Below are 22,348 nucleotides of genomic sequence, written 5' to 3' on the forward strand. Positions count from 1 at the left end.
CGAGTCGGCTCATCTCGGGTGCCGTACGGCGCCGAGTCGGCTCGTCTCCGGTGCCATACGGCGCCGAGTCGGTCCGTTCTGAGATGCGCCGACTCGGCGTGTTGCGCCTTCGTCAGGCTCGTTTCCACAGGGCCAGAAGAGCCAGGTGTCGAGGAAGCATCCGTCCGGGCAACCGACCAGGATGAATCGCTTATCCCTGATCGGCCAGCCCTTCTTGCCCGCCGACTTTCCGCTCCCTCTTGATCGCCCCTTCACCTATCGCCTTGCGCAGCGAGAAGCCGGGTTGGACAGCAAGGATCTGCAGTGGCTGGTGACCAACGGCTTCCTGGTCCGTCCGATCAAGGGCGTGTACGTCGCAGCGCAGGTTCCCGACTCGGTGGACCTTCGCTGCGCTTGCCTTCGCCTGGTCGTGCCGCCCGATGCCGTCGTCTGCGATCGGCATGCGGGGTGGTTGCACGGCGCGGAGATGGTGCTGGCGCCGGGCGAGCACCTCGCCCTCGCCCCGATTCGCATCTTCCTGCCGGCAGGTCGCGGGCGACTCCGCAATGGCCTCGCCGACAGCGGAGAGCGCTTCTTCCGCCGCGATGACATCGTCGAGATCAACGGGCTCCGGATAACGACGCCGCTCCGCACGGCTTGGGACCTGGGCCGGAACCGATGGACCGAGCGATCGCTCGCGGGTCTGGACCAGATGCTCCGACTCGATGTCTTCAGCAAGGAGGAGCTGGTCGCCGGAGTTGAACGATTCCGTGGCATGCGGTGGGTCCGGGTTCTTCGAGTGATGGTGTCGATCGCCGATGGCCGAGCCGAGTCGCCGCCGGAGTCGGTCCTGAGGCTCCGGTGGATCGAGGTGCTCGTGTTCGCGCCGATCCCTCAGTTCGAGGTCTGGGCGGGTGGCGAGTTCCTTGCCCGACTGGACCTCGCTTGCGAGGAGCTTCGTTGGGGCGCCGAGTACGACGGCGTCGAGTGGCACCACACTCCCGAGCAGCGGGCCCACGACCGGAAGCGTCGGAAGCTGTGCCGAGAGCGCGCGGACTGGCTTATCACGCCGTTCCAGAAGGAGAACCTCTTCGGGCCCAAGCAGGATGCCGAACGGCTTCTCCGCGTGGGCGTCGCCGAGGCGCGCTCCAGGTTCGGGATCCGCTTGCCCTGACCTTGTCGCCGAGTCGTCGCATCTCAGGATCGGCCGACTCGGCGTCCTACGGCACCTGAGATGAGCCGACTCGGCGTCGTGCGAGACCAGAGACGGGCCGGGTCGGCGCCGTACGGGCGCTGTGCCACCATGGGCGGGTGACGACCGCGAGCCCTGTCGAGGTGGATCCGGGAGTCGAGAAGGACCTGACCCCGGACGAGGTCACGCTTGCCGACACACCGTGGGTGACCGTGGTCTGGAACGACCCGGTCAACCTGATGTCCTACGTCAGCTACGTGTTCCAGAAGTACTTCGGCTACTCGAAGAAGAAGGCGGAGAAGCTGATGCTCGAGGTGCACGAGGACGGCAAGTCGGCCGTGAGCAGCGGGTCCCGCGAGGAGATGGAGCGCGACGTCCAGGCGATGCACGAGTACGGCCTGTGGGCCACGCTCTCGAAGAGCGAGTGACGGGGGCCGACGACACCATGGCGGGATTCGTCCGACACCGCCGGAGCAAGCGCATCATCGCGACCCTGTCCGGGTTCGAGGCCGACCTGCTGCGCTCGCTCGCAGCCCAGCTGGTCGAGCTGCTGCGCAACGAGGCCGCGGTGCCGAGCGAGAGCGCGGACCCGCTGGAGGCGATGTTCTCCGGCGGCGAGTTCTCCGGGCCGACCACGGAGCCCGACGACCCGGTGCTCGCCCGGCTCTTCCCCAACGCCTACCGCGAGGACGGCGAGGCGGCGGCGGAGTTCCGTCGCTACACGGAGGGCTCGCTCCGCGACGGGAAGGCCCGGGCCGCGGGGACGATCATCGACACCCTCGAGGAGGCCGGTCTGCCGGCCGAGCCCGGTGCCGACGAGCTGACCATCGACGTCGACCTCGACCCCGCGACCGCGGAGGTGTGGATGCGGGCGCTCACCGACCTGCGGCTCGCGCTCGGCACCCGGCTCGAGGTCGAGGAGGGCGACGAGGAGTACTGGTACTCCCTTCCCGACGACGACCCCCGCGGGCAGGCCCACCACATCTACGAGTGGCTCGGCTACCTGCAGGAGACGCTGGTCCACGCCGTCGCCGGCTGACCATCACCGCGGAGGCTTGACCGCCAGCACCGGGCACAGCGCATCGAGGATGACGCGCTGCGTGACGCTGCCGAGGAGGAGCTTCCCGACCGGGCTGCGGTGCCGGACGCCGACCACGATCAACGTGCCCTGCTCCTCGTCGGCGGCGGCGAGCACCGCGTCGGCGACGTCGGGTACGACGTCGTGCCGTACGGCGACCTCGAGCCCCTCGCCGGCCAGCTTGTCGCGGACGGCGACGACCTCCTCGTCCGCCGCGAAGTGCGTGTCGACGTAGCTGTCGCCACGGGTGGCGTTGACGATGACCAGCCTCGTCCCCGCGCTGCGCGCGGCTGCCGCCGCGTGCTCGAGCGCGGCCCGGCCGTACTTGTCGGGGGTGTAGGCGGCGATGACGCTCATCGGTTGACCAGCTCCTCGGTGTTCTCGGTGGTGTCTTCGGTGGCGGCATCGGGCCGCCGGATGCCCCGGACGCCCATCGCCACCAGGAGCAGGGCCATGACGGCGTAGACCACGACCGCGACCGGCTCGCCCCACAGCGTGCTGACGTCACCTTGCGAGAGCGCGAGTGCCTGGGTGAGCTGCTCCTCGATCTTCGGGCCGAGGATCACGCCCACGATCAGGGGCAGCACCGGCACTCCGAACCGTCGCATCGCCAGGCCGAGCACACCGAACACCAGCAGCAGTGCGACGTCGAACGCCTGGAAGTTGACGGTGTAGGCGCCGAGTGAGGCGAAGAACAGGATGCCCGCGTAGAGGTAGGGCCGCGGGATCTGCAGGATCTTCGCCCACAGCGGGGCCATCGGCAGGTTGATCACGAGCAGCAGCGTGTTCGCGACGATGAGGCTGGCGAGCAGCGCCCAGACCAGGTCGGGCTCGTTCTCCAGCAGCAGCGGTCCGGGCTGGATGCCGAAGCTCGTGATGGCGACCAGGATGATCGCGGCCGTCGCGGTGGTGGGCAGGCCCAGCGTGAGCAGCGGCAGCAGGGTGCCCGCGGCGGACGCGTTGTTGGCGGCCTCCGGTCCGGCGACGCCCTCGATCGCACCCTTGCCGAACTCCTCGGGGTGCTTGCTCAGCTTCTTCTCCGTGATGTAGGAGAGGACGGTCGGCACCTCGGCACCGCCGGCCGGCAGCGCGCCGAACGGGAAGCCGAACGCCGTGCCGCGCAGCCACGGCTTCCAGGAGCGACCCCAGTCCGTCTTGCTCATCCACGGCTGTCCGACCGGGATGACGTCCAGCGGCTTGCGGCGCAGGTGCGCCGCAACCCAGAGCGCCTCACCGATCGCGAAGATCGCGACGGCGACGACGACGATGTCGATGCCGTCGGCCAGGAGCGGCTGGTCGAAGGTCAGGCGCGCCTGGCCCGTGGTGGTGCCGACCAGGCCGATCGCCAGGCCGAGGAAGAGGGCGATGAAGCCGCGCAGCTTCGACGATCCGAGCACGGCGCTGACCGCGAACAGCGCCAGCAGCATGATGGCGAAGTACGACGGCGCGCCGAGCTTGACGACGACGTCGGCGACCGTGGGGACGAGCACCCACAGCAGCACGGTGCCGATCGTGCCGGCCACGAACGAGCCGATCGCGGCGGTTGCGAGCGCTTGGGCGGCCCGGCCGGACTTGGCCATCTTGTTGCCCTCGATGGCCGTGACCACCGACGAGGACTCACCTGGAGTGTTGAGGAGGATCGACGTGGTGGATCCGCCGTACATGCCGCCGTAGTAGATGCCGGCGAACATGATGATCGCGCTGTCCGGGCCCATGGTGAGGGCGACCGGGAGCAGCAGGGCGAGGGTCATCGCGGGGCCGATGCCGGGCAGTACGCCGACAGCGGTGCCGAGCAGCACGCCCAGTGTCGCGAAGAGCAGGTTCTCGGGGGTCAGTGCGGCCTGGAAGCCGCTGAGCAGCAGGTCCATCAGAGCACTCCGTCCAGGATGCCGGCGGGGATCGGGATCGCGAGGACGACGTAGAAGAAGTACCAGCTGCCGACCGAGAGCGCGGTCCCGACCGCCAGGTCCCGGATGTGGGACCGGCTGCCGAGCACGCCGGCGCAGCCCGCGAAGAGCAGCGCGCCCGTGATCGCCCAGCCGAGCCAGTCGATGAGCAGGATGTTGGCGATCAGGACCGCGGCCAGCAGGCCGACGGTGCGGACGTCCGTGCCCTGGGTGAGGTCGATGTCCTCGCCCTCCTCGGCCTCCGGCTGGTCGCCCCGGGCGGTGGCGACCGCCAGCAGGACGCCGAGGAGCAGCAGCACGGCCCCGACGACGTACGGGAGGGCGTAGGGCTGGACGGGCTGGTCGGCGAAGCCGTCCTCGAGCCCGACGGCGTCGTACAGGACGTAGCCGCCGGTCAGGACCAGAAAGGCGGCGAGGCCGTACTGGGCCTTGTCGACGACCGGGCGGCTGCCCGGCTCGTGCCCCGATGCGGGGTGGGGTTCGGTGGTGGTGCTCATGCCAGTCCCAGCTCCTTGAGGGTGTCTGCCACGCGGGTGTCCTGCTCGACGAGGAAGTCCTCGAACTCCTCGCCGGTGGCGAAGTTGTCGGTCCAGCCGTTGCTCTCGAGCGCGGCCTGCCAGTCATCGGTCTCGTGCATCTCGGTGAACAGGTCGACGAGGTACTCGCGCTGCTCGTCGGTGATTCCCGGGGGCGCGAGCACGCCGCGCCAGTTGGTGAAGACCAGGTCGACACCCTCCTCGGTCAGGGTCGGGGCATCGACGCCGTCGAGCCGCTCGTCACCCGAGACCGCGAGCACGCGGAGCGTGCCCTCCGCGATCTGGCCCTCGAACTCGCCGAGGCCCGACATCCCGACGTCGACCTTCTCGCCGAGCAGCGCGGTCGTCAGGGGACCGCCGCCGTCGTACGAGATGTAGTTGACGTCCGTGGGGTCGATCCCGACCTCGTCCGCGAGCTGCATGGGGAACAGGTGGTCGGGTCCGCCCGGGCTGGAGCCACCGCCGACCGAGACCGACCCGGGGTCCGCCTTCCAGGCCTCGACCAGGTCGTCGACCGTCTTGAAGGGCGAGTCGGCGGGCACCAGGATGCCCTCCTGCTCCTCGACCAGGCGGGCGATCGGCGTCATCTCCCGCGGCGTCGCCTCCGACTTGTTCGTGTAGACGGCACCCACGACGCCGAGCCCCATCACCATCACCAGGTCGTCGGCGCCCTCCTCGTTGAGGAGGCGCTGCATGGCCACGGTGCCGCTGGCGCCGAGGACGTTCGTGATCTCGAAGCGACCGGTGAGCTCGTTGTCCTCCAGGGCCGTCGCAGCGGCGCGACCGGTGAGGTCGTAGCCGCCGCCGGGGCTGTTGGGGATCATCATCCGCAGCCGGCGGTTGTTCGGGTCGTCCGATCCGCGGGTGACCCCGCAGCCAGTGGCGACGCCGATGAGGGCCAGCGCGGTGACGAGCACGACCAGGACGCGGCGGGCGCGTGCCAGGCGACTCGGATGCATGGAGAACCTCCAGGAGACTCAGGTGTTCGTGGTCGTGACAGGCGTCACGCTCGATCCGTGCCAGCATGTCTGCCACCTGTGGCGGCCGTCACTCTTGCGAACGCAAAGGAGGTTGTGGACGTTGTGGTCGCACTGACGCACACCCTCCGGGATCGCATCGGCTGGCACCGTGGCGAGCTCACGCTCGCCGCGAAGGTGCTGCTGCTGCAGCTCGTGGTGATCGCCGTCCTGCTCACGGCCGTCGGGGTGCTGAGCATCCGGCAGTCCAACGCCGACTTCGCCGACGACCAGGGCGCACAGATGCGATCGGTGGCCGAGTACGTCGCGACCCTGCCGGAGGTCCGCGGCGCGTTGGAGCGCGTGCGCGACGGTGAGGACCCGGCGAGCGGCCTGCCGCGCGGCCTCGCGCCGTACGCCGACCGTGGCGTCGCTCTGTCGTCGAGCGCGACCGACGTGATGATCGTGTCGCCGGAGGGCAGCGTGCTGGCCGCGACCGACCCGAGCCGGGTGGGTGACCGCGCCGACCTCGGCGACAGCGACGGGCTCGAGGGACGTGGCTGGACCGGCGACGTCGAGCCGGACGGCGAGCGGGCCGTGGCCCACCACGCGCCGATCATCTCCGAGGACGACGGTTCCCTGCTGGGGATCGTGGCGGCCGAGGAGACCTACCCGTCCGTCGGCGACCAGGTCGCGAACGCGGCGCCGGAGCTGGCGCTTTTCCTGGGACTGGGTGCGCTGCTCGGGCTCGCCGGGACCTGGGTCGTTTCCCGGATGGTGCGCCGCTCGACCCGCGGCCTCGGCACCACCGAGCTCGCAAACCTCGCTGACCACCGCGAGGCGCTGCTGCACGCGATCCGGGAGGGCGTCGTCGGCGTCGGCAACGACGGCCGGGTCACCGCCATGAACGACGCTGCCCGCGCCACGCTCGGGCTCGACCACATCCCCGACCCGGTCGGCCGCCCCGTGGCGGACCTCGGCCTTGATCCGCACGTGGTCGCGCTGCTGACGGGGGAGGGCGACGACGTACGGGATGCGTTGGCACTGGTCGGCACCCGTGCCGTTGTCTTCAACCGCGGCCGTGCGTCGACCGGCGGGCGCGGCATCGGCACCGTGACCACGCTGCGCGACCGCACCGAGCTGGTGTCCCTGCAGAGCCAGCTCAGCTCGAACCTCTCGATCACCGACACCCTCCGTGCGCAGACCCACGAGTTCGACAACCGGCTGCACACGATCTCGGGCCTCGTCCAGCTGGGGGAGTACGACGAGGTGGCCGCCCTGGTCGGCACGCTGACCCGGCATCGCGCGGACGTGAGCGAGCGGGTGTCGAAGCGGTTGCTCGACCCGGCCGTGGCGGCTCTCGTCATCGCCAAGGACGCGGTGGCCGACGAGCGCGGCGTCACCCTGGAGCTCGACCCGGGCTCGCGGCTCCCCGCGCTCGCACCGGACGAGGTGGCCGACCTGACGGCGGTGCTCGGCAACCTCGTCGACAACGCGATCGACGCGACGTCGGGCAGACCGGACCCGCTGGTCGAGCTGTGGGTGCTGGCCGACGACGACACGGTGCGGGTGCGGGTGCGTGACAACGGGCCCGGGGTGCCCGCGGACCTGCGGGAAGCGATCTTCGTGCGCGGCTTCTCGACCAAGCCCGACGTGCTCGGCGGCCGGGGGATCGGCCTCCCCCTGGTGCGGCTGATCTGCGCCCAGCGGGGTGGCTCCGTGACTGTCGACGAGGCCGACACGGGTGGCGCGGAGTTCCTGGTGACGATGCCGATCACCGGATCAGTCAGCCAGGATGGTGAGTCATGATCCGGGTGCTGGTCGTCGACGACGACTTCATGGTGGCGCGGATCCACACCGCCTTCGTCGAGCGCACCGAGGGCTTCGAGGTCGTCGGCACCGCCCGGACCGGCGCCGAGGCGCTCGACCTGGCGGCCGCGCTCGCGCCCGACCTGGTGTTGCTCGACGTCCACCTCCCGGACCTGTCCGGGCTCGAGGTGCTCGAGCGCCTCCGGAGCACCGGCCGGGAGGTCGCGGTGGTGATGGTGACCGCGGAGCGTGGCGCGGCCGCGGTCCGGGCCGCCCTGCACGGCGGCGCGATGCAGTACCTCGTCAAGCCCTTCGAGTACGACGACCTCGCCGACCGGCTGCGCCAGGTCGCCGCCGCGCTGGCCAGCCTCCCGGCGGGGGACGCCGAGGAGCACGTCGACCAGGCCGCGATCGACCAGGCGTTCGGCGCCGGACGGGCCGCGGTCGACGTACCGGTGCTGCCGAAGGGCCTCAGCCCCGAGACCGCCGAGCTCGTCCTCGCCGCCGCCCGGGCGGCCGAGGAGATCTCGGCGTCGGAGGCCGCCGACGCGGTCGGGCTGTCCCGGGTGACGGCGCGGCGCTACCTCGAGCACTTCGTCGACACCGGAGCGGCCGAGGTCCGGCTGCGGTACGGCGGGACCGGGCGACCCGAGCGTCGCTATCGGGTAGGAAGGGGACGATGACCACCGACGCGCGGACCATGAAGCAGCGGATGCTCGCGGGCGAGCCGTACATCACCGACGCCGAGCTCCTCGGTGACCAGGCGCGCTCGCAGGAGCTGATGGCGGCCTACAACGCGGCCGCACCCGGGGACGCGGACCAGCGCCGGCGGCTGCTCGAGGAGCTGCTCGGCTCGGTCGGGGAGGAGACCGAGATCCGGCCGCCGTTCTACGTCGACTACGGAACCCACATCACGATCGGTGAGCGTTGCTTCGCCAACTTCGGGCTGACCGCGCTCGACGTCGCGGCGATCACGATCGGCGACGATGTCCAGATCGGGCCCTACGTCCAGCTGCTCACGCCGACCCACCCGGTCGACCCCGAGCAACGCAAGGCGAAGTGGGAGTCCGCCCTGCCCATCACCATCGGCGACAACGTCTGGCTCGGCGGCGGTGTGATCGTGCTGGCCGGCGTCACCATCGGCGCGGACACCGTCGTCGGCGCCGGGGCGGTCGTCACCAAGGACCTCCCCGCGGGTGTGCTGGCGCTCGGCAACCCGGCCCGCGTCGTGAGGTCGTTGCACGGTTGACCGTCCACGTTAACGTCGCGGGCCTGTCGCGGGTTCTTGCCGTGGCTTAGGCTCGACTTGATGAGCGCGATCGACCAGGCAGACCAAGCCCCATCCCAGCCCGAGCGGGCGACCCTCGGCGGTGACACGCAGTCGCGATGGGAGCAGTTCGCACTCGCGCTCTTCATCGTCGTCCCGTTCGTCGCCTTCCTCGCCGCCATCCCCGTCGCGTGGGGCGGCTGGCTGGGGTGGAGCGACGTCCTGATCACCTTCGTGATGTACGCGATCACGCTCCACGGCGTCACTGTCGGCTACCACCGGCTGTTCACCCACAAGGCGTTCAAGCCGAACCGCGCCGTCAAGATCACGCTCGCGATCCTCGGGTCGATGGCGATCGAGGGCCCGGTCGCGCGCTGGGTCGCCGACCACCGCAAGCACCACAAGTACTCCGACCGTGACGGTGACCCGCACTCGCCGTGGCGCTACGGCAACAGCCTCGGCGGGCTCGTCAAGGGCTTCGTGTGGGCGCACTTCGGGTGGCTCTTCGACCCGGAGCAGACGCCGCAGCAGAAGTACGCCCCCGACCTGCTCAAGGACCGTGACCTGGTCCGGATCTCACGGCTGTTCTGGATGTGGGTGCTGGTCTCGATCCTGCTCCCGCCCGCCGCGGGCTTCCTGCTCACCTGGTCGTGGCAGGGCGCGGCGACCGCCTTCTTCTGGGGCACCGTCGTCCGGATCGGCCTCCTCCACCACGTCACCTGGTCGATCAACTCGATCTGCCACACCCTCGGCGAGCGACCGTTCACCTCGCGCGACTTCTCCGGCAACGTCTGGTGGCTCGCGATCCCGTCCGGCGGTGAGTCGTGGCACAACCTCCACCACGCCGACCCGACCAGCGCCCGGCACGGGGTGAAGCGCTGGCAGTTCGACACGTCAGCCCGCGTGATCTGGATCATGGAGAAGTTCGGCTGGGTGCGCGACGTGCGCTGGCCGACCCCCGAGCGGATCGCTGCCAAGACCGCACCGCGCCAGCCCGCCTGAGTCCCGTCCGGGAGGCGGGAGGATTCCGGCCGCCGGAGCCGCAGCCCCTACGCTGGAGCGGTGCTGACCATCGCCCAGGCGACGTACGACGCCATCGTCGCCCATGCCAAGCGGGACCACCCCGTCGAGGCGTGCGGCATCGTCGCGGGCCCGGAGGGCAGCGACCGGCCCGAGCGGTTCGTCGAGATGGTGAACGCGGCCGGCAGCCCGACTTTCTACGAGTACGACTCCACCGACCTGCTCGAGCTGTACAAGGACCTCGACCAGCGCGACGAGGAGCCGGTGGTGATCTACCACTCCCACTCGGCCACCGAGGCCTACCCGAGCGTCACCGACATCAACCTGGCGAGCGAGCCGGGCGCCCACTACGTGCTCGTCAGCACTCGCGAGCACGGGAATAACGACGGCCCGGTGGAGTTCAGGTCCTATCGAATCGTCGACGGCGTCGTGACCGAGGAAGAGGTCACTATCGTCCCCACTCTCACGAGGAGCGAGTCCTAGCATGGCCATCGAGGTCCGGATCCCGACCATCCTGCGCACCTACACCGACGGGGAGAAGGCGGTCACCGCCGACGGGGGCAGCCTGGGCGCGCTGATCGACTCGCTCGAGGCCGACCACCCGGGCATCAAGGAGAGGCTCGTCGAGAACGGCGACCTGCGCCGGTTCATCAACATCTACGTCAACGACGAGGACGTCCGGTTCATCGGCGGCCTCGAGGCCGAGCTGAGCGACGGGGACCAGGTCGTCGTACTGCCCGCAGTGGCCGGCGGCTGATGGCCCGCTACGACAACCTCCTGGCCTCCGTCGGCAACACGCCGTTGGTGGGGCTGCCGAGGCTGTCGCCCGGTGTCCAGCAGAACGGGACTGAGGTGCGGCTCTGGGCCAAGCTCGAGGACCGCAACCCGACCGGGTCGATCAAGGACCGCCCGGCGCTGCGGATGATCGAGGAGGCCGAGAAGAACGGCACCCTCCGTCCCGGCTGCACGATCCTCGAGCCCACCTCCGGCAACACCGGGATCTCGATCGCGATGGCGGCCCAGCTCAAGGGCTACCGCACCGTCTTCGTGATGCCGGAGAACACCAGCGACGAGCGCCGCCAGATCCTGCGGATGTGGGGCGCCGAGATCTTCTCCAGCCCCGCTGCCGGCGGTTCCAACGAGGCGGTCCGGGTCGCGAAGCAGATGGCGGCCGAGCACCCCGACTGGGTGATGCTCTACCAGTACGGCAACGACGCCAACGCCCTCGCGCACGAGGAGGGCACCGGGCCGGAGATCCTCGCCGACCTCCCGTCGATCACGCACTTCGTCGCCGGCCTCGGCACCACCGGCACCCTGATGGGTGTCTCCCGCTTCTTCCGCAAGGCCAAGCCGGACGTCAAGATCGTCGCCGCCGAGCCGCGCTACGGCGAGCTCGTCTACGGCCTGCGCAACCTCGACGAGGGCTTCGTCCCCGAGCTGTACGACGCCTCGCTGATCGACTCCCGCTTCTCCGTGGGCCCGCGCGACGCCGTACGGCGGGTGCGCGAGCTGCTCGAGCTCGAGGGCATCTTCGCCGGCATCTCGACCGGCGCGATCCTGCACGCCGCGCTCGGCCAGGCGGCCAAGGCGATCAAGGCCGGCGAGTCCGCCGACATCGCCTTCGTGATCGCCGACGGCGGCTGGAAGTACCTCTCCACCGGCGCCTACGAGGGCACCATCGACGAGGCCGAGGACCGGCTCGAGGGCCAGCTCTGGGCCTGAGCGGCTTGCGGCCGCGTCAGCGGTGCCAGGTGAGCGTCTGGTCGAAGCCCCACAGGCTGTCGGGGACGGGCCCCAGCCCCAGGATGTCGGCGCTCAGGTTGGCGAGGTCGCCGTTGCGGATCGGCTGGGTGCCCGCGAACGAGATCTGTGCCCGACCGGGGTCGGCGTACGTCGGGTTCATCGCGTAGAGGTCGCCGCGGTCGACGCCGCGGCCCCAGACCAGGAACGGCACCCGGTAGTTGCACAGGCAGGTCTCGTCGTTGTGGAGCCGGGTACGGGGCTTGCCCCCGTGGTCGGCGGTCAGCACGATCACCACGTCCCCGAGCCGCCGGGGGTGGTCGCGGATCGTGCGCCACAGCTCGCCGATCAGCCCGTCGACCTTCTTGACGGCGTTCAGGTACGGCCGGCTGAGCCACCCGTGCGCGTGACCGGCCTCGTCAGGGGCACCGAGGTGGAGAAAAGTGAACGCCCGGCTGCGGCGCAGCAGGTCGCGCCGTACGGCGTCGGCGACGGCCTCGTCGCCGTCCTGCACGATCGTCGACCGGTTGATCGAGCGCGGCCATGACCGCTCGAAGAGCGAGAACTTCGACTCGGTGGCGAACAGGGCGGTGCTGCCGCCGGCACGGTGGACCCGCGTGAAGATCGATCCGACCTCCTCACCCGCGGCCTCCTGCACGGTCACGCGGGCGCGGTCGTAGTTCCAGACGACGCCGTGGCCACCCTCGACCGCATCGATCCGGCGGCCCGTCAGCATGCTCGTGTGGTTGGGGAGCGTCACCGTCATCTCGACCTGGGTCCGTGCGTTGCGGGTGCTCGCGCCCTGACGGAGCAGCCGCAGCAGGTTCGGCGCACCCGCGCGCTTGAGCCTGCGGAGTGCGCGCACGTGGAGCCCGTCGACCGAGATCGCGAGCACCTGGCGGTGCGCGAGACGCGCCTCGACAGGCTCGGCGAGACGCGCCGCAGCAGGCTCGGCGGGCGTGGGCTCGGCGTGGGTCGAGGCGGTCGGGGTGGCCGACAGGGTGACGGCCAGCGCGAGGCCGGCGACAACCGCCGCGAGCCGCCGACCCCGGACGTGGGCGGTGATGGTCACGGCCGGTCACGCTATCCCGCGACGTGACCTCCATCGCGAATCCGGCGCTAAGAGCGGGCGAACGCTTACGCTGTCAGTCGTGCCACCGCTGACCGCCCGCGACGTCGACGCGCCCATCGGGATCTTCGACTCCGGGTTCGGTGGACTCACCGTGGCCCGATCGGTCATCGACCAGCTGCCGCACGAGTCGCTGCTCTACGTCGGCGACACCGCGCGCCAGCCCTACGGGCCGAAGCCGATCGGGGAGGTGCGCGAGTACGCCCTCGAGTGCCTCGACCACCTGGTCGAGCAGGGCGTGAAGGCGCTGGTCATCGCCTGCAACTCCGCGAGCGCGGCCATGCTCCGCGACGCCCGGGAGCGGTACGACGTCCCGGTGGTCGAGGTGATCCTGCCGGCCGCGCGGAGGTCGGTGGCCGCGACCAAGAACGGCCGGATCGGCGTCATCTGCACGCGGTCCACGGCGGAGTCGCTGGCCTATGACGACGCCTTCGCCGCCGCTCCGCACATCGAGCTGACGACGCGGGCGTGCCCCCGGTTCGTCGACTTCGTCGAGGCGGGCATCACCGCCGGTGACGACCTGCTGGCGGTGGCGCACGAGTACCTCGACCCGCTGACCGAGCTCGGCGTCGACACCCTGATCCTCGGCTGCACCCACTACCCCCTGCTCACCGGCGCCATCTCCTACGTGATGGGCGACCAGGTGACCCTCGTGAGCAGCGCGGAGGAGTGCGCGAAGGACGTCTACCGGGTGCTTGCCGACACCGGTCTGATGCGGGAGAGCGGCGTGCCGTCGTACTCCTTCGTGACCACGGGCTCGCCCGCGGAGTTCGAGACGATCGGACGGCGTTTCCTGGGTCCGGAACTCGCCGCTGCTGACCAGTTCGTCGGCGGACTGGCATGATCGGTCAGATGGGGACCCAATCGACGGCGGGGTCGTTCCGGATGACGGTGGTCGGGTGCTCGGGCTCGTACCCGGGACCTGACTCACCGGCGAGCTGCTACCTGGTCCAGGCGGAGCACGGCGGCCGCACCTGGAGCCTGGTGGTCGACCTCGGCAACGGGGCGCTCGGCGCGCTCCAGCGGTACGTCGACCCGCTCGAGGTCGACGCCGTCCTGCTGAGCCACCTGCACGCCGACCACTGCGTCGACATGACCAGCTACTACGTGCTGCGGAAGTACCACCCGGCCGGCACCCAGCCGATGATCCCGGTCTGGGGTCCGAGCGGCACCGCGAAACGGCTCGCGAAGGCCTACGACCTGCCCACCAACCCGGGGATGCGCGAGGAGTTCGAGTTCCACACGTACGACGCGCCGTTCTCGGTCGGGCCGTTCGACATCGAGGCGTTCGCGGTCGACCATCCCGTCGAGGCCTACGGCATGCGGATCTCGGCCGAGACCGACGCCGGTCGCCGTACCCTCGCCTACAGCGGTGACACCGGGCCGACCCCGTCGCTGCTCGACATCGCGGCCGACGCGGACCTGTTCCTCTCCGAGGCGTCCTTCCGGCACGGCGACGACAACCCGCCCAGCCTGCACCTGACCGGCACCGAGTGCGGCGAGACGGCGGCGAAGTGCCGGTCGAAGCGACTCGTCCTCACCCATGTGCCGCCGTGGCACGAGCCGCAGGGGATGCTCGCGGAGGCGGTCGCCGTCTACGACGGCCCCACCGAGCTCGCGGTCCAGGGCGCGGTCTACGAGATCTGAGAGCCCCCTTGCGGGTTTCTCTTGCCCACGTCGGGCAGGCTGTGGCCCATGATCACTGTTGATCACCTCACCAAGGCGTACGGCAGCTTCCGGGCCGTCGACGACGTCAGCTTCGTCTGCCGGCAGGGCCGGGTGACCGGCTTCCTCGGCCCCAACGGCGCCGGCAAGACCACGACGATGCGGGTGATGGCCGGGCTCACGGGCGCGACCAGCGGCCGCGTCACGATCGGCGGCCTCGACTACTCCGCGATCCCCAACCCGGGCCGTCATGTCGGCGTGCTGCTGGACGCCTCGGCCCAGCACGGTGGCCGGACCGGCCGCGAGATCCTGACCCTCGGCGCCCTCGCGATGGGGCTCCCGTCGGCACGCGTCGACGAGATGCTCGCGCTGGTCGGCCTCAGCGATGTCGAGGCGAGCCGGCGGATGCGGAACTACTCGCTCGGCATGAAGCAGCGGCTCGGCATCGCGCACGCTCTCCTCGGCGACCCCGAGGTGCTGATCCTCGACGAGCCGGCCAACGGGCTCGACCCGGCGGGCATCCGGTGGATGCGCGGCCTGCTCAAGTCGTACGCCGACCGAGGCGGCACCGTGCTGCTCTCCAGCCACCTGCTCAACGAGGTCGAGCTGATCGCCGACGAGATGATCCTCATCGGCCACGGCCGGATCGTCGCCCAAGGTGACAAGAAGTCCCTGCTCGCCGGCGCCCAGGGGGCGGCGACGTCCCTGGTCATGTCGCTCGACAACACCGCGCTGGCCACCGAGCTCGCCCAGCGTGGCCACCTGGTCGACCCGCTCGGCGACGGGCTGAAGGTGAACGCACCGACCGAGGAGGTCGGGCGCGCGGCGCTCGCGGCCGGCATCGTGCTGACCGACCTCCGGACCGGCGGAGTGGGCCTGGAGGACCTGTTCCTCGAGCTGACCTCCGGCACGGCACGGGACGGTGCGGGCGCCGTACCTCCGCCTCCACCGCCGGGGCACGGTGTGCACGTCCCGCCGACGCCGAACATGCCGCCCGTCGACTCGCCGCTCACCCCTCCCGGAGGCCACCGATGACCGCCGCCGCCCCGACCCTCGACGTCTCCGGCACCCAGCCGATCCCGTTCTGGCGGTTGGTGCTCGTCGAGTTCCGCAAGTCCTACGACACCCGCGCCGGCTTCTGGCTGCTGTTCACGATCGGGTTGTTGATCTCGCTGCTGCAGGTCGTGTTCCTGATCTCGTTCCTGGTCCAGGACTTCGTCTACGCCACCTTCACCGACTTCACGGGGAACGTCTGGCTGGTGTCCCTCGTGCTCGTGCCGATGTTGCCGATCCTCCTCGTCACGACCGAGTGGTCCCAGCGCTCGGCGGTGGTGACGTTCGCGATCGAGCCCAAGCGGGTCCGGGTGATCCTTGCCAAGCTCGCCGTGGCCGTCCTGCTCGCCCTGGCGGCGGTGGTCCTGATGTTCGTGGTCGCTGCGGTGTGCACGGCATTCGCCGACCTGGTGAAGCCCGACTTCACCGAGTGGCGGGTCGAGACCGAGTTCCTGTTCCTCGGTGCGCCGCTGACGGTGCTGACGACAACCGTCTTCGGTTTCGCGGTTGCCTGCCTGCTGCTCAACACCCCGGCGGCGATCGTGCTGTTCCTGCTGTCGTGGTACGCCTCCGTCGGGGTCTTCGCTGCCATCGCAGCGCTGATCCCGGCCTTTGCCGACCTGCTGCCGTGGATCACGCTGCAGGTCAACGTCCTGCTGCTGGCCGACGGGCTGCCGAGCGGCGGCGAGGAGTGGGGGAACCTCCTGGTGAGCCTGGTGCTCTGGATCGGGCTCCCGATCGGTGTCGGGTTGTGGCGGATCCTCAACGCCGAGGTGAAGTAGCGGCCTGACCGCCGCGCCAGCCCTTCACCGAGGGTTGCCGGACACGTCACCCGCCGGGGGCTTGCGCGTACCGCAGTCCGCGACGGTGAAGGCCGTGACCAGCCACAGCGGCAGCAGCGGCAGCAGGTACCTCCGATACGCCGCGCTCGGCGACAGCACCACGGTCGGCATCGGCGACCCGGTCCCCGGCGCCGACGGGCGCCAGCTCAACCGGCTGCGAGGGGAGTGGCGCGGATGGGCGCGGCTGCTCGCCGAGTCGCTGGCGACGTCGTACGACGTGAGCTTCTGCAACGTCGCGATCTCCGGCGCGACCGCTGCGATCGTCCGTGAGCAGCAGCTGGCCGACGCGCTCGCGCACCGGCCCGACCTGGCGTCGCTGATCGTGGGCGTCAACGACACGATGCGCTCGACGTGGGACGCGGGGCGGGTACGCGACGACCTGCTGACGGTCGCGTCCCGGCTCGACGCGGTCGGCGCCACCCTGATGACGGTGCGCTTCCACGACCACGGCGCGATGATCGGGCTGCCGAGGATGATCAGCCGTCCGATGTCCGCGCGGATCGACCACGTCAACGCGGTCTACGACGAGATCCACGACCGTTGGGGCGGGGTACGCCTGGACCTGGCCGGCCGGGCCGAGCTGCACCGGCGCGACTGCTGGTCGATCGACCGGTTCCACCCGTCCGAGGTCGGCCACCGCGCCCTGGCGCGGGCGTTCGCGGAGCGCCTCGACAGTCACGGCTACGACGTCGTCCTGCCGAGCCTCGAGTCGGCGGGTGGCCTGCCGCCGAGCTGGAAGCGTGACCTGGGCTGGATGGTCGCCGAAGGAGCCCCGTGGATGGGCCGTCGGGCCAAGGACCTCGGGCCGTGGGTCGGCCGGAGAGCATGGGAGGAGATGCAACAGCTTCTGCCTCGCCGCGCGACGAATCTTGTCGGCTAGGCCAACCTTTCGCCGCCCAGGTGGAGAGCCCTTGCGCCGCAGGCGTGCTGGGCTACGAGCGCCACAACGCGCACGTCCGTGCCACGGTGCCGCCCGAACGGCTGATCGAGTGGAGCCCGGGGACGGTTGGAGCCCGCTCTGCGCAGCGCTCGACCTGCCGGTGCCGGACGAGCCGTTCCCGCGCGTCAACACCTCCGCCGACTGGGACCCGGCTCCGGATCGGGAATCTCGGCGTCCGGGTCAGGGAGCGGGTACGGCGCTGAGGCTGACGTGGCCTAGGCTCGCGGGCCATGACTACTCGTGAGGACGGCCGCGCGGACGACGAGCTGCGGCCCGTCAAGATCACCCGGAACTGGCTCGACCACCCGGCGGGGTCGGTGCTGATCGAGTTCGGCAAGACGCGGGTGCTGTGTGCTGCGTCGGCGTCCGAGGGCGTGCCGCGGTGGCGGAAGGGCAGCGGCCTGGGCTGGGTGACGGCGGAGTACGCCATGCTCCCCGCGTCCACCAACACCCGCTCGGACCGTGAGTCGGTCAAGGGCCGGATCGGCGGCCGCACCCACGAGATCAGCCGGCTCATCGGGCGCTCCCTGCGCGCGGTGATCGACTACAAGGCGCTCGGCGAGAACACCATCCAGCTGGACTGCGACGTACTCCAGGCCGACGGCGGCACCCGCACCGCGGCGATCACCGGCGCGTACATCGCGCTCGCCGACGCGTGTGCCCACCTCGGCGTCACGCAGGCACTCACCGGCTCGGTCGCCGCGATCAGCGTCGGGATCATCGACGGGGTCCCGCGGCTCGACCTGCCGTACGTCGAGGACGTGCGCGCCGAGACCGACATGAACGTCGTGATGACCGGTGCCGGCAGCTTCGTGGAGGTGCAGGGCACCGCCGAGGGCGCAGCGTTCTCGCGCGCCGAGCTCGACGCGCTGCTCGTGCTCGCCGAGAAGGGCTGCGCCGACCTCACCCGGATGCAGCAGGAGGCGCTCGCGTGAAGGTGCTCGTCGCCTCACGCAACGCCAAGAAGCTCGAGGAGATGCAGCGGATCCTCCGCGAGCACCTCACCGACGTCGAGGTCCTGGGCCTCGATGACGTCGCGCCCTACGACGAGCCGGTCGAGGACCAGCCGACCTTCGAGGGCAACGCCCTGCTGAAGGCGCGGGCCGGGGTGGCCAGCAGCGGGCTGCCGACCCTCGCCGACGACTCCGGCCTCTGTGTCGACGCGCTCAACGGCATGCCGGGCGTGCTGTCGGCCCGGTGGAGCGGCCCACCACGGGGTTCGAAGGAAAGGGCTGACGACCGCAACAACGAGCTGCTGCTCGCCCAGCTCGCGGACGTGCCCGACGAGCGGCGTACGGCGTACTTCACCTGCGCCGTCGCGCTCGTCCTGCCCGACGGCACCGAGCGGGTCGTCGAGGGCCGGATGGACGGCGTCATCACCCGCGCGGTGCGGGGCAGCGGCGGCTTCGGCTACGACGTGGTGTTCGAGGCCGACGACCGGCCGGGGGTCACCACCGCCGAGCTGACGCCCGCCGACAAGGACGCGATCTCGCACCGCGGCAAGGCGCTGCGTGAGATCGCGCCGATCGTTGCCGACCTGCTGCGCTGACGCAGCATCCGGGTGCGCCCGGTGAGATTCGAACTCACACTGGCACGGACCTAAACCGTGTGCCTCTACCAGTTGGGCTACGGGCGCGCGCGTCGGAGTCTAGGGTCCCGCGTCACTCTTCCCAGACCCACGTGGCCAGCACGTCCTCGAAGGTCTGCCTGAAGCCGGAGTCGCCCTGCCGGAAGCTCGCGGTGATGGAGTACTGCTCGTCGCCCGAGATCACCAGGTAGGCGACCTGGTGGACCTTGAAGTCGTTGGCGTTGGTCCACTTGAGCTCGACGCCGCGGGCCTCCTTGCCGCCGATCGTCGTCGACCCGATGTCGGACGGGGTGGCGCCGGTGGACCCGGTCAGCACCCGCTTCCAGTCGTCGACGACCTCGTCGACGTCGGTCACCCCGTAGGCCGAGGACGACTCGACCAGGATGTTGCCGCGCGCCGTCTCGATCGCGCCGCCGGGGGCGGCGATGGTGTCGATCGTGCCCGTGGTGTCGGGGGTGTCGGCGGTCAGGTCCTTCCAGTCGTCGTTGGGGAACTGGTAGGTGTAGCCGGTGCCCTGCAGGGTCAGCGCGGAGTCGGTCGTGATCGGGGTGGTCGGCGGGGTGGTGGTCGTCGGTGGGGTGGTGGTCGGCGGTGAGGTGGTCTCGCCGCCGGTGTCCTTGGCCGACGGGTCGTCGTCATCGCCGCCGGACAGCGCGATGATGCCGATGATCGCCAGGATGCCGATGACCAGGACCGCCGCGATGGCGCCGATGATCGGACCGTTCGAGGACTTCTTCGCCGGCGGTGGCGTGCCGTAGCCCGGGCTGGCGGTGAAGGCGTACGGCGCTGCCGGCGCGCTGTAGCCGCCGGCGGACTGCGAGGGCGGGGCCGGCGCCGACGCCGGGGGCTGCGGGTACTGGGATGCGGCGGGCGCGCTCGCCGCCGGCCACTGCTGGGGCGGTGACTGCGTCGGACCGACGGCGCTGGTCGGTGCGGTCGGCGGTGACACCGACGGTCGCGCGGACGTCGATCCGGTGCCGGTGCCGGTGCTCGATGGCGGCTCGGCGGTGAAGGCATCGGGACGGAGCCGGGTCGCCAGGGAGACCGGCACCTTGCCGAGCGCGAAGCCGAGCACGGCGCAGGCCCATTGCGATCCGGCGACGTCGGCACTGCCGCGGTCGCGCGCGAGCCGGCGGCCCGCGGTCTCGACCGCGTCCTCGACGCCGGCGCCGGTGTCGAGCATGGCCAGCATGCCCTGCAGCGCACCGAGCCGGACGGCGTCGGTCAGCAGGTTGATGGTGCCGGTGGAGGCACTGCCCTCGTCGAGGTAGTCGTCGAGCGCGCCGCGGAACGCGTCGGCCTCGGTGAACAGCGACTCACCATGGTCGCGCGCCAGCTGGGCGAGGCTCTCGTGCAGCTCCATCGGTATCCCCTTCAGGGCGGTCTCCGCCGATCAGGCGACGCCCAGCTCCTTGCGCAGCTTCGCGACGTGTCCCGTCGCCTTCACGTTGTACTGCGCGACCTCAATCTTGCCGTCCTCACCAACGACGAAGGTCGACCGGATCACGCCTTCCACGATCTTGCCGTAGAGCTTCTTCTCGCCAAAGGTGCCGTAGGCGTCATGTGCCACCAGCTCCGGGTCCGAGAGGAGGGTGATGGTGAGCCCGTCGCGCTCGCGGAACTTCGCCAGCTTCGACGGCGCGTCCTTGGAGATCCCGAGCACCGTGAAGCCTGCCGCCTGCAGCGAGTCGAGCGAGTCGGTGAAGTCGCAGGCCTGCGTCGCGCAGCCCGGGGTCATCGCCGCGGGGTAGAAGTACACGATGACCTTCTTCCCCTCCTTGAGCAGGTCGTAGAGGTTGACCTCGCCCTCGGAGTCCGTGGCAAGGGTGAAGTCGGGGGCGGTGTCGCCCACCTCCAGTCGGGCAGGTCCGGACATCGGCTCTCCTGTCGGGTCGGACGGTTTGGTGGCCTACCGTTTGTTATTGCAAGGAAGTCGCAATAACGTACGGCGCGTGCCTCACCATCACATCACCTCACCTGCCCCGGAGGTGCACCCGCCCGGCGGAAAGGCAGCCGATCGGCGAGCGTTGATCGGTCTGCTGAGCGCCGTACTCGGGATCAACGTGGTCGGCTGGGGTGTGCTGCTGCTGGTCGTGGCGCCGCAGGAGCTCAGCATGGGCGACTCGCGGGTGTTCGGCGTCGGCGTCGGCCTGACCGCGTTCCTGCTGGGTGCCCGGCACGCGTTCGACGCCGACCACATCGCGATCATCGACAACACGACCCGCAAGCTGGTCGGCGAGGGCACCCGTTCGCTCGGCACCGGGTTCTGGTTCGCGCTCGGCCACTCGAGCGTCGTGTTCGGCCTGTCGCTGGTGCTCGCGCTCGGTGTCCGTGCGCTCGCCGATCCCGTCCAGGACGGCGGCTCGACGCTCCAGCACTCGCTCGGCATCGTCGGCTCGCTCGCCGCCGGCACCTTCCTGATCCTGATCGGCCTGATGAACCTCAGCGCCCTGGTCGGCATCCTGCACGTCTACCGCCACCTCCGGGCCGGGACGTTCGACGAGGAGGAGCTGCACCACCACCTGCACAACCGGGGGTTCTTCGCCCGGCTGTTCAAGGGTGCGATCGCCCGCGTCCGCAAGCCGTGGCACCTCTACCCGGTCGGCCTGCTGATGGGCCTCGGCTTCGACACCGCGACCCAGGTCGCCCTGCTGGTGCTCGCCGGCGGCACCGCCGCCTACGCGCTGCCCTGGTACGCCGTCCTCGTGCTGCCGGTGCTCTTCACCGCCGGGATGACGCTGTTCGACACCATCGACGGCCTGTTCATGACCCGGGCGTACCGGTGGGCCGTGCTCGACCCGGCGCGCAAGCTCTTCTACAACTTCAGCGTCACGGCGCTCTCGGTCGCGATCGCGTTGTCGATCGGCGCGATCGTGCTGCTCCAGCTCGTCGCGGAGGAGTTCGACCCCGCCGGGCTGCGGTGGGTCGCCGGTCTGGACCTCAACTACGTCGGCTTCCTGCTGGTCGCGGTGTTCGTCGTGGCGTGGGTCGCGAGCATCGGCGCCTTCCAGCTTCTCGGCAGGCGGCGGGCAGCGGCGGCGACCATGGCCGTTGATAGCCTGCCCCGGTGAGCAACCAGCCGTCTGACATCGAGCGCGAGATCGAAGAGGCCCGGGAGCGCCTGGCCGGCACGATCGACCAGCTCCTCTACCGATCGAGCCCGAAGACGATCATCAGTCGCGAGATCGCTCAGGTGAAGGCGCACTACGTCGACGCCGAGACCGGGCAGCCGCGCACCGACAACATCATCAAGACGGTCGGCGGGGTCGTGGGCGTGATCGCGGTGTTCGTCGTGATCCGCAAGATCGTCCGATGACCAAGGGGTCGGACAAGACCCCGATCAAGATGCTCCACGACCGCATCCTGTGCGAGTCGGACACCGAGGCGGGGGAGCGCCGCTCGTCGGGAGGCATCGTGATCCCGGCGACCGCAGCGATGGGTGCGCGTCGCCTGGCCTGGTCGCGGGTCGTCGCCGTCGGGCCGCACGCCCGCGCGGTCGAGGCCGGCGACAAGGTGCTCTACGACCCGGAGGACAAGGCGGAGGTCGAGGTCTCGGGCGAGCTCTACGTCGTGATGCGGGAGCGCGACGTGCACGCGGTCGCAGCCGGCCGGCTCGCCGACGAGACCGCGGGGCTGTACCTGTAGGT

At 70.5% G+C, this 22,348-nt stretch carries 28 protein-coding genes and 1 tRNA gene; 21 read left to right on the forward strand and 8 right to left on the reverse strand.

Going from position 1 to position 22,348, the window contains the following annotated elements:
- The first annotated feature begins 283 nt into the window (after window positions 1-283).
- The 3 genes from D0Z08_RS08205 (at window position 284) to D0Z08_RS08215 (ending at window position 2,210) form a co-directional block, all read left to right on the forward strand.
- A complete protein-coding gene (locus D0Z08_RS08205) occupies window positions 284-1,153 on the forward strand; it encodes a hypothetical protein (RefSeq protein ID WP_245993766.1) in 870 nt (289 codons plus the stop codon).
- A 137-nt stretch (window positions 1,154-1,290) separates the two neighbouring features.
- Window positions 1,291-1,599, forward strand: a complete 309-nt coding sequence (clpS, locus tag D0Z08_RS08210; protein ID WP_118924503.1) for an ATP-dependent Clp protease adapter ClpS — start codon at window positions 1,291-1,293, stop codon at window positions 1,597-1,599.
- Complete coding sequence (locus D0Z08_RS08215) at window positions 1,596-2,210, forward strand: DUF2017 domain-containing protein (RefSeq protein ID WP_245993767.1); 615 nt, start codon at window positions 1,596-1,598, stop codon at window positions 2,208-2,210. The genes clpS and D0Z08_RS08215 overlap by 4 nt, the downstream gene beginning before the upstream one ends.
- A gap of 3 nt (window positions 2,211-2,213) precedes the next feature.
- Here D0Z08_RS08215 and D0Z08_RS08220 read toward each other — a convergent pair whose 3' ends face one another.
- The 4 genes from D0Z08_RS08220 to D0Z08_RS08235 are packed head-to-tail and all read right to left on the reverse strand — an operon-like array spanning window position 2,214 to window position 5,651.
- Window positions 2,214-2,606 carry a universal stress protein gene (locus D0Z08_RS08220; protein WP_118924505.1) on the reverse strand — a complete coding sequence of 131 codons (393 nt, stop codon included), beginning with the start codon at window positions 2,604-2,606 and terminating at the stop codon, window positions 2,214-2,216.
- Window positions 2,603-4,117: a tripartite tricarboxylate transporter permease gene (locus D0Z08_RS08225; protein ID WP_118924507.1), complete on the reverse strand. Its 1,515-nt coding sequence runs from the start codon at window positions 4,115-4,117 to the stop codon at window positions 2,603-2,605. Before D0Z08_RS08225 ends, D0Z08_RS08220 begins: the two co-directional genes overlap by 4 nt.
- On the reverse strand, window positions 4,117-4,653 hold the full coding sequence (locus tag D0Z08_RS08230; RefSeq protein ID WP_118924509.1) for a tripartite tricarboxylate transporter TctB family protein: 537 nt from the start codon (window positions 4,651-4,653) through the stop codon (window positions 4,117-4,119). The genes D0Z08_RS08225 and D0Z08_RS08230 overlap by 1 nt, the downstream gene beginning before the upstream one ends.
- Window positions 4,650-5,651, reverse strand: a complete 1,002-nt coding sequence (locus D0Z08_RS08235) for a Bug family tripartite tricarboxylate transporter substrate binding protein (protein WP_118924511.1) — start codon at window positions 5,649-5,651, stop codon at window positions 4,650-4,652. The genes D0Z08_RS08230 and D0Z08_RS08235 overlap by 4 nt, the downstream gene beginning before the upstream one ends.
- Window positions 5,652-5,765: 114 nt before the next feature.
- Here D0Z08_RS08235 and D0Z08_RS08240 point away from each other — a divergent pair, with 114 nt between their 5' ends.
- Genes D0Z08_RS08240 through D0Z08_RS08270 form a run of 7 tightly spaced genes read left to right on the forward strand, consistent with a single transcriptional unit; the run spans window position 5,766 to window position 11,466 of the window.
- Window positions 5,766-7,457 (forward strand): sensor histidine kinase, encoded by a 1,692-nt coding sequence (locus D0Z08_RS08240; RefSeq protein ID WP_220454103.1) that lies wholly within the window; start codon window positions 5,766-5,768, stop codon window positions 7,455-7,457.
- Window positions 7,454-8,140 carry a response regulator gene (locus D0Z08_RS08245; protein ID WP_118924514.1) on the forward strand — a complete coding sequence of 229 codons (687 nt, stop codon included), beginning with the start codon at window positions 7,454-7,456 and terminating at the stop codon, window positions 8,138-8,140. Before D0Z08_RS08240 ends, D0Z08_RS08245 begins: the two co-directional genes overlap by 4 nt.
- A complete protein-coding gene (locus tag D0Z08_RS08250) occupies window positions 8,137-8,706 on the forward strand; it encodes a sugar O-acetyltransferase (RefSeq protein ID WP_220454104.1) in 570 nt (189 codons plus the stop codon). The genes D0Z08_RS08245 and D0Z08_RS08250 overlap by 4 nt, the downstream gene beginning before the upstream one ends.
- Window positions 8,707-8,766: 60 nt before the next feature.
- Window positions 8,767-9,726, forward strand: coding sequence for an acyl-CoA desaturase (locus tag D0Z08_RS08255; protein WP_118924516.1), 960 nt, complete (start codon window positions 8,767-8,769; stop codon window positions 9,724-9,726).
- Between the two features lie 60 nt (window positions 9,727-9,786).
- Window positions 9,787-10,227 (forward strand): M67 family metallopeptidase, encoded by a 441-nt coding sequence (locus D0Z08_RS08260; protein WP_118924517.1) that lies wholly within the window; start codon window positions 9,787-9,789, stop codon window positions 10,225-10,227.
- 1 nt (window position 10,228) lies between these two features.
- Window positions 10,229-10,501, forward strand: a complete 273-nt coding sequence (locus D0Z08_RS08265) for a MoaD/ThiS family protein (RefSeq protein WP_118924519.1) — start codon at window positions 10,229-10,231, stop codon at window positions 10,499-10,501.
- A complete protein-coding gene (locus D0Z08_RS08270; protein ID WP_118924521.1) occupies window positions 10,501-11,466 on the forward strand; it encodes a PLP-dependent cysteine synthase family protein in 966 nt (321 codons plus the stop codon). Before D0Z08_RS08265 ends, D0Z08_RS08270 begins: the two co-directional genes overlap by 1 nt.
- Window positions 11,467-11,482: 16 nt before the next feature.
- On the opposite strand, the gene D0Z08_RS08275 is transcribed toward D0Z08_RS08270, so the two are convergent.
- On the reverse strand, window positions 11,483-12,556 hold the full coding sequence (locus tag D0Z08_RS08275) for an alkaline phosphatase family protein (RefSeq protein WP_118924523.1): 1,074 nt from the start codon (window positions 12,554-12,556) through the stop codon (window positions 11,483-11,485).
- A gap of 79 nt (window positions 12,557-12,635) precedes the next feature.
- Between D0Z08_RS08275 and murI the strand changes: the two genes are divergently transcribed.
- From murI to rdgB, 8 genes are all read left to right on the forward strand, one after another.
- Window positions 12,636-13,457 (forward strand): glutamate racemase, encoded by an 822-nt coding sequence (gene murI, locus D0Z08_RS08280; protein ID WP_245993770.1) that lies wholly within the window; start codon window positions 12,636-12,638, stop codon window positions 13,455-13,457.
- A gap of 8 nt (window positions 13,458-13,465) precedes the next feature.
- Complete coding sequence (locus D0Z08_RS08285) at window positions 13,466-14,260, forward strand: MBL fold metallo-hydrolase (protein ID WP_118924527.1); 795 nt, start codon at window positions 13,466-13,468, stop codon at window positions 14,258-14,260.
- A gap of 48 nt (window positions 14,261-14,308) precedes the next feature.
- Window positions 14,309-15,313, forward strand: coding sequence for an ABC transporter ATP-binding protein (locus D0Z08_RS08290; protein ID WP_182481227.1), 1,005 nt, complete (start codon window positions 14,309-14,311; stop codon window positions 15,311-15,313).
- Window positions 15,310-16,113 (forward strand): ABC transporter permease, encoded by an 804-nt coding sequence (locus D0Z08_RS08295; RefSeq protein WP_118924529.1) that lies wholly within the window; start codon window positions 15,310-15,312, stop codon window positions 16,111-16,113. Before D0Z08_RS08290 ends, D0Z08_RS08295 begins: the two co-directional genes overlap by 4 nt.
- 94 nt (window positions 16,114-16,207) lie before the next feature.
- Window positions 16,208-17,053 carry an SGNH/GDSL hydrolase family protein gene (locus D0Z08_RS08300; protein WP_118924735.1) on the forward strand — a complete coding sequence of 282 codons (846 nt, stop codon included), beginning with the start codon at window positions 16,208-16,210 and terminating at the stop codon, window positions 17,051-17,053.
- A gap of 109 nt (window positions 17,054-17,162) precedes the next feature.
- Window positions 17,163-17,357 carry a sulfotransferase gene (locus tag D0Z08_RS33705; protein WP_182481228.1) on the forward strand — a complete coding sequence of 65 codons (195 nt, stop codon included), beginning with the start codon at window positions 17,163-17,165 and terminating at the stop codon, window positions 17,355-17,357.
- Window positions 17,344-18,048: a ribonuclease PH gene (gene rph, locus D0Z08_RS08305; RefSeq protein ID WP_118924531.1), complete on the forward strand. Its 705-nt coding sequence runs from the start codon at window positions 17,344-17,346 to the stop codon at window positions 18,046-18,048. Before D0Z08_RS33705 ends, rph begins: the two co-directional genes overlap by 14 nt.
- The gene (gene rdgB, locus D0Z08_RS08310) at window positions 18,045-18,662 is read left to right on the forward strand and encodes an RdgB/HAM1 family non-canonical purine NTP pyrophosphatase (protein WP_118924533.1); all 618 of its coding nucleotides are present in this window, start codon (window positions 18,045-18,047) and stop codon (window positions 18,660-18,662) included. The genes rph and rdgB overlap by 4 nt, the downstream gene beginning before the upstream one ends.
- Window positions 18,663-18,675: 13 nt before the next feature.
- Here the strand turns inward: rdgB and D0Z08_RS08315 are convergent.
- The 3 genes from D0Z08_RS08315 to bcp form a co-directional block, all read right to left on the reverse strand.
- Window positions 18,676-18,749 (reverse strand) — tRNA-Leu (locus tag D0Z08_RS08315).
- 25 nt (window positions 18,750-18,774) lie between these two features.
- Window positions 18,775-20,064, reverse strand: a complete 1,290-nt coding sequence (locus tag D0Z08_RS08320; protein WP_118924535.1) for a hypothetical protein — start codon at window positions 20,062-20,064, stop codon at window positions 18,775-18,777.
- 30 nt (window positions 20,065-20,094) lie between these two features.
- Window positions 20,095-20,577: a thioredoxin-dependent thiol peroxidase gene (gene bcp / locus D0Z08_RS08325; protein ID WP_118924537.1), complete on the reverse strand. Its 483-nt coding sequence runs from the start codon at window positions 20,575-20,577 to the stop codon at window positions 20,095-20,097.
- 76 nt (window positions 20,578-20,653) lie between these two features.
- On the opposite strand from bcp, the gene D0Z08_RS08330 reads away from it, so the two are divergent.
- Genes D0Z08_RS08330 through D0Z08_RS08340 form a run of 3 tightly spaced genes read left to right on the forward strand, consistent with a single transcriptional unit; the run spans window position 20,654 to window position 22,346 of the window.
- Complete coding sequence (locus D0Z08_RS08330; protein WP_245993772.1) at window positions 20,654-21,772, forward strand: HoxN/HupN/NixA family nickel/cobalt transporter; 1,119 nt, start codon at window positions 20,654-20,656, stop codon at window positions 21,770-21,772.
- Window positions 21,769-22,017: a DUF3618 domain-containing protein gene (locus D0Z08_RS08335; RefSeq protein ID WP_118924539.1), complete on the forward strand. Its 249-nt coding sequence runs from the start codon at window positions 21,769-21,771 to the stop codon at window positions 22,015-22,017. The genes D0Z08_RS08330 and D0Z08_RS08335 overlap by 4 nt, the downstream gene beginning before the upstream one ends.
- The gene (locus D0Z08_RS08340; RefSeq protein ID WP_118924541.1) at window positions 22,014-22,346 is read left to right on the forward strand and encodes a GroES family chaperonin; all 333 of its coding nucleotides are present in this window, start codon (window positions 22,014-22,016) and stop codon (window positions 22,344-22,346) included. The genes D0Z08_RS08335 and D0Z08_RS08340 overlap by 4 nt, the downstream gene beginning before the upstream one ends.
- Window positions 22,347-22,348 lie beyond the last annotated feature (2 nt).

Origin of the sequence: Nocardioides immobilis (assembly GCF_003515065.1) — a bacterium.
GTDB classification, from domain to species: domain Bacteria; phylum Actinomycetota; class Actinomycetes; order Propionibacteriales; family Nocardioidaceae; genus Nocardioides; species Nocardioides immobilis.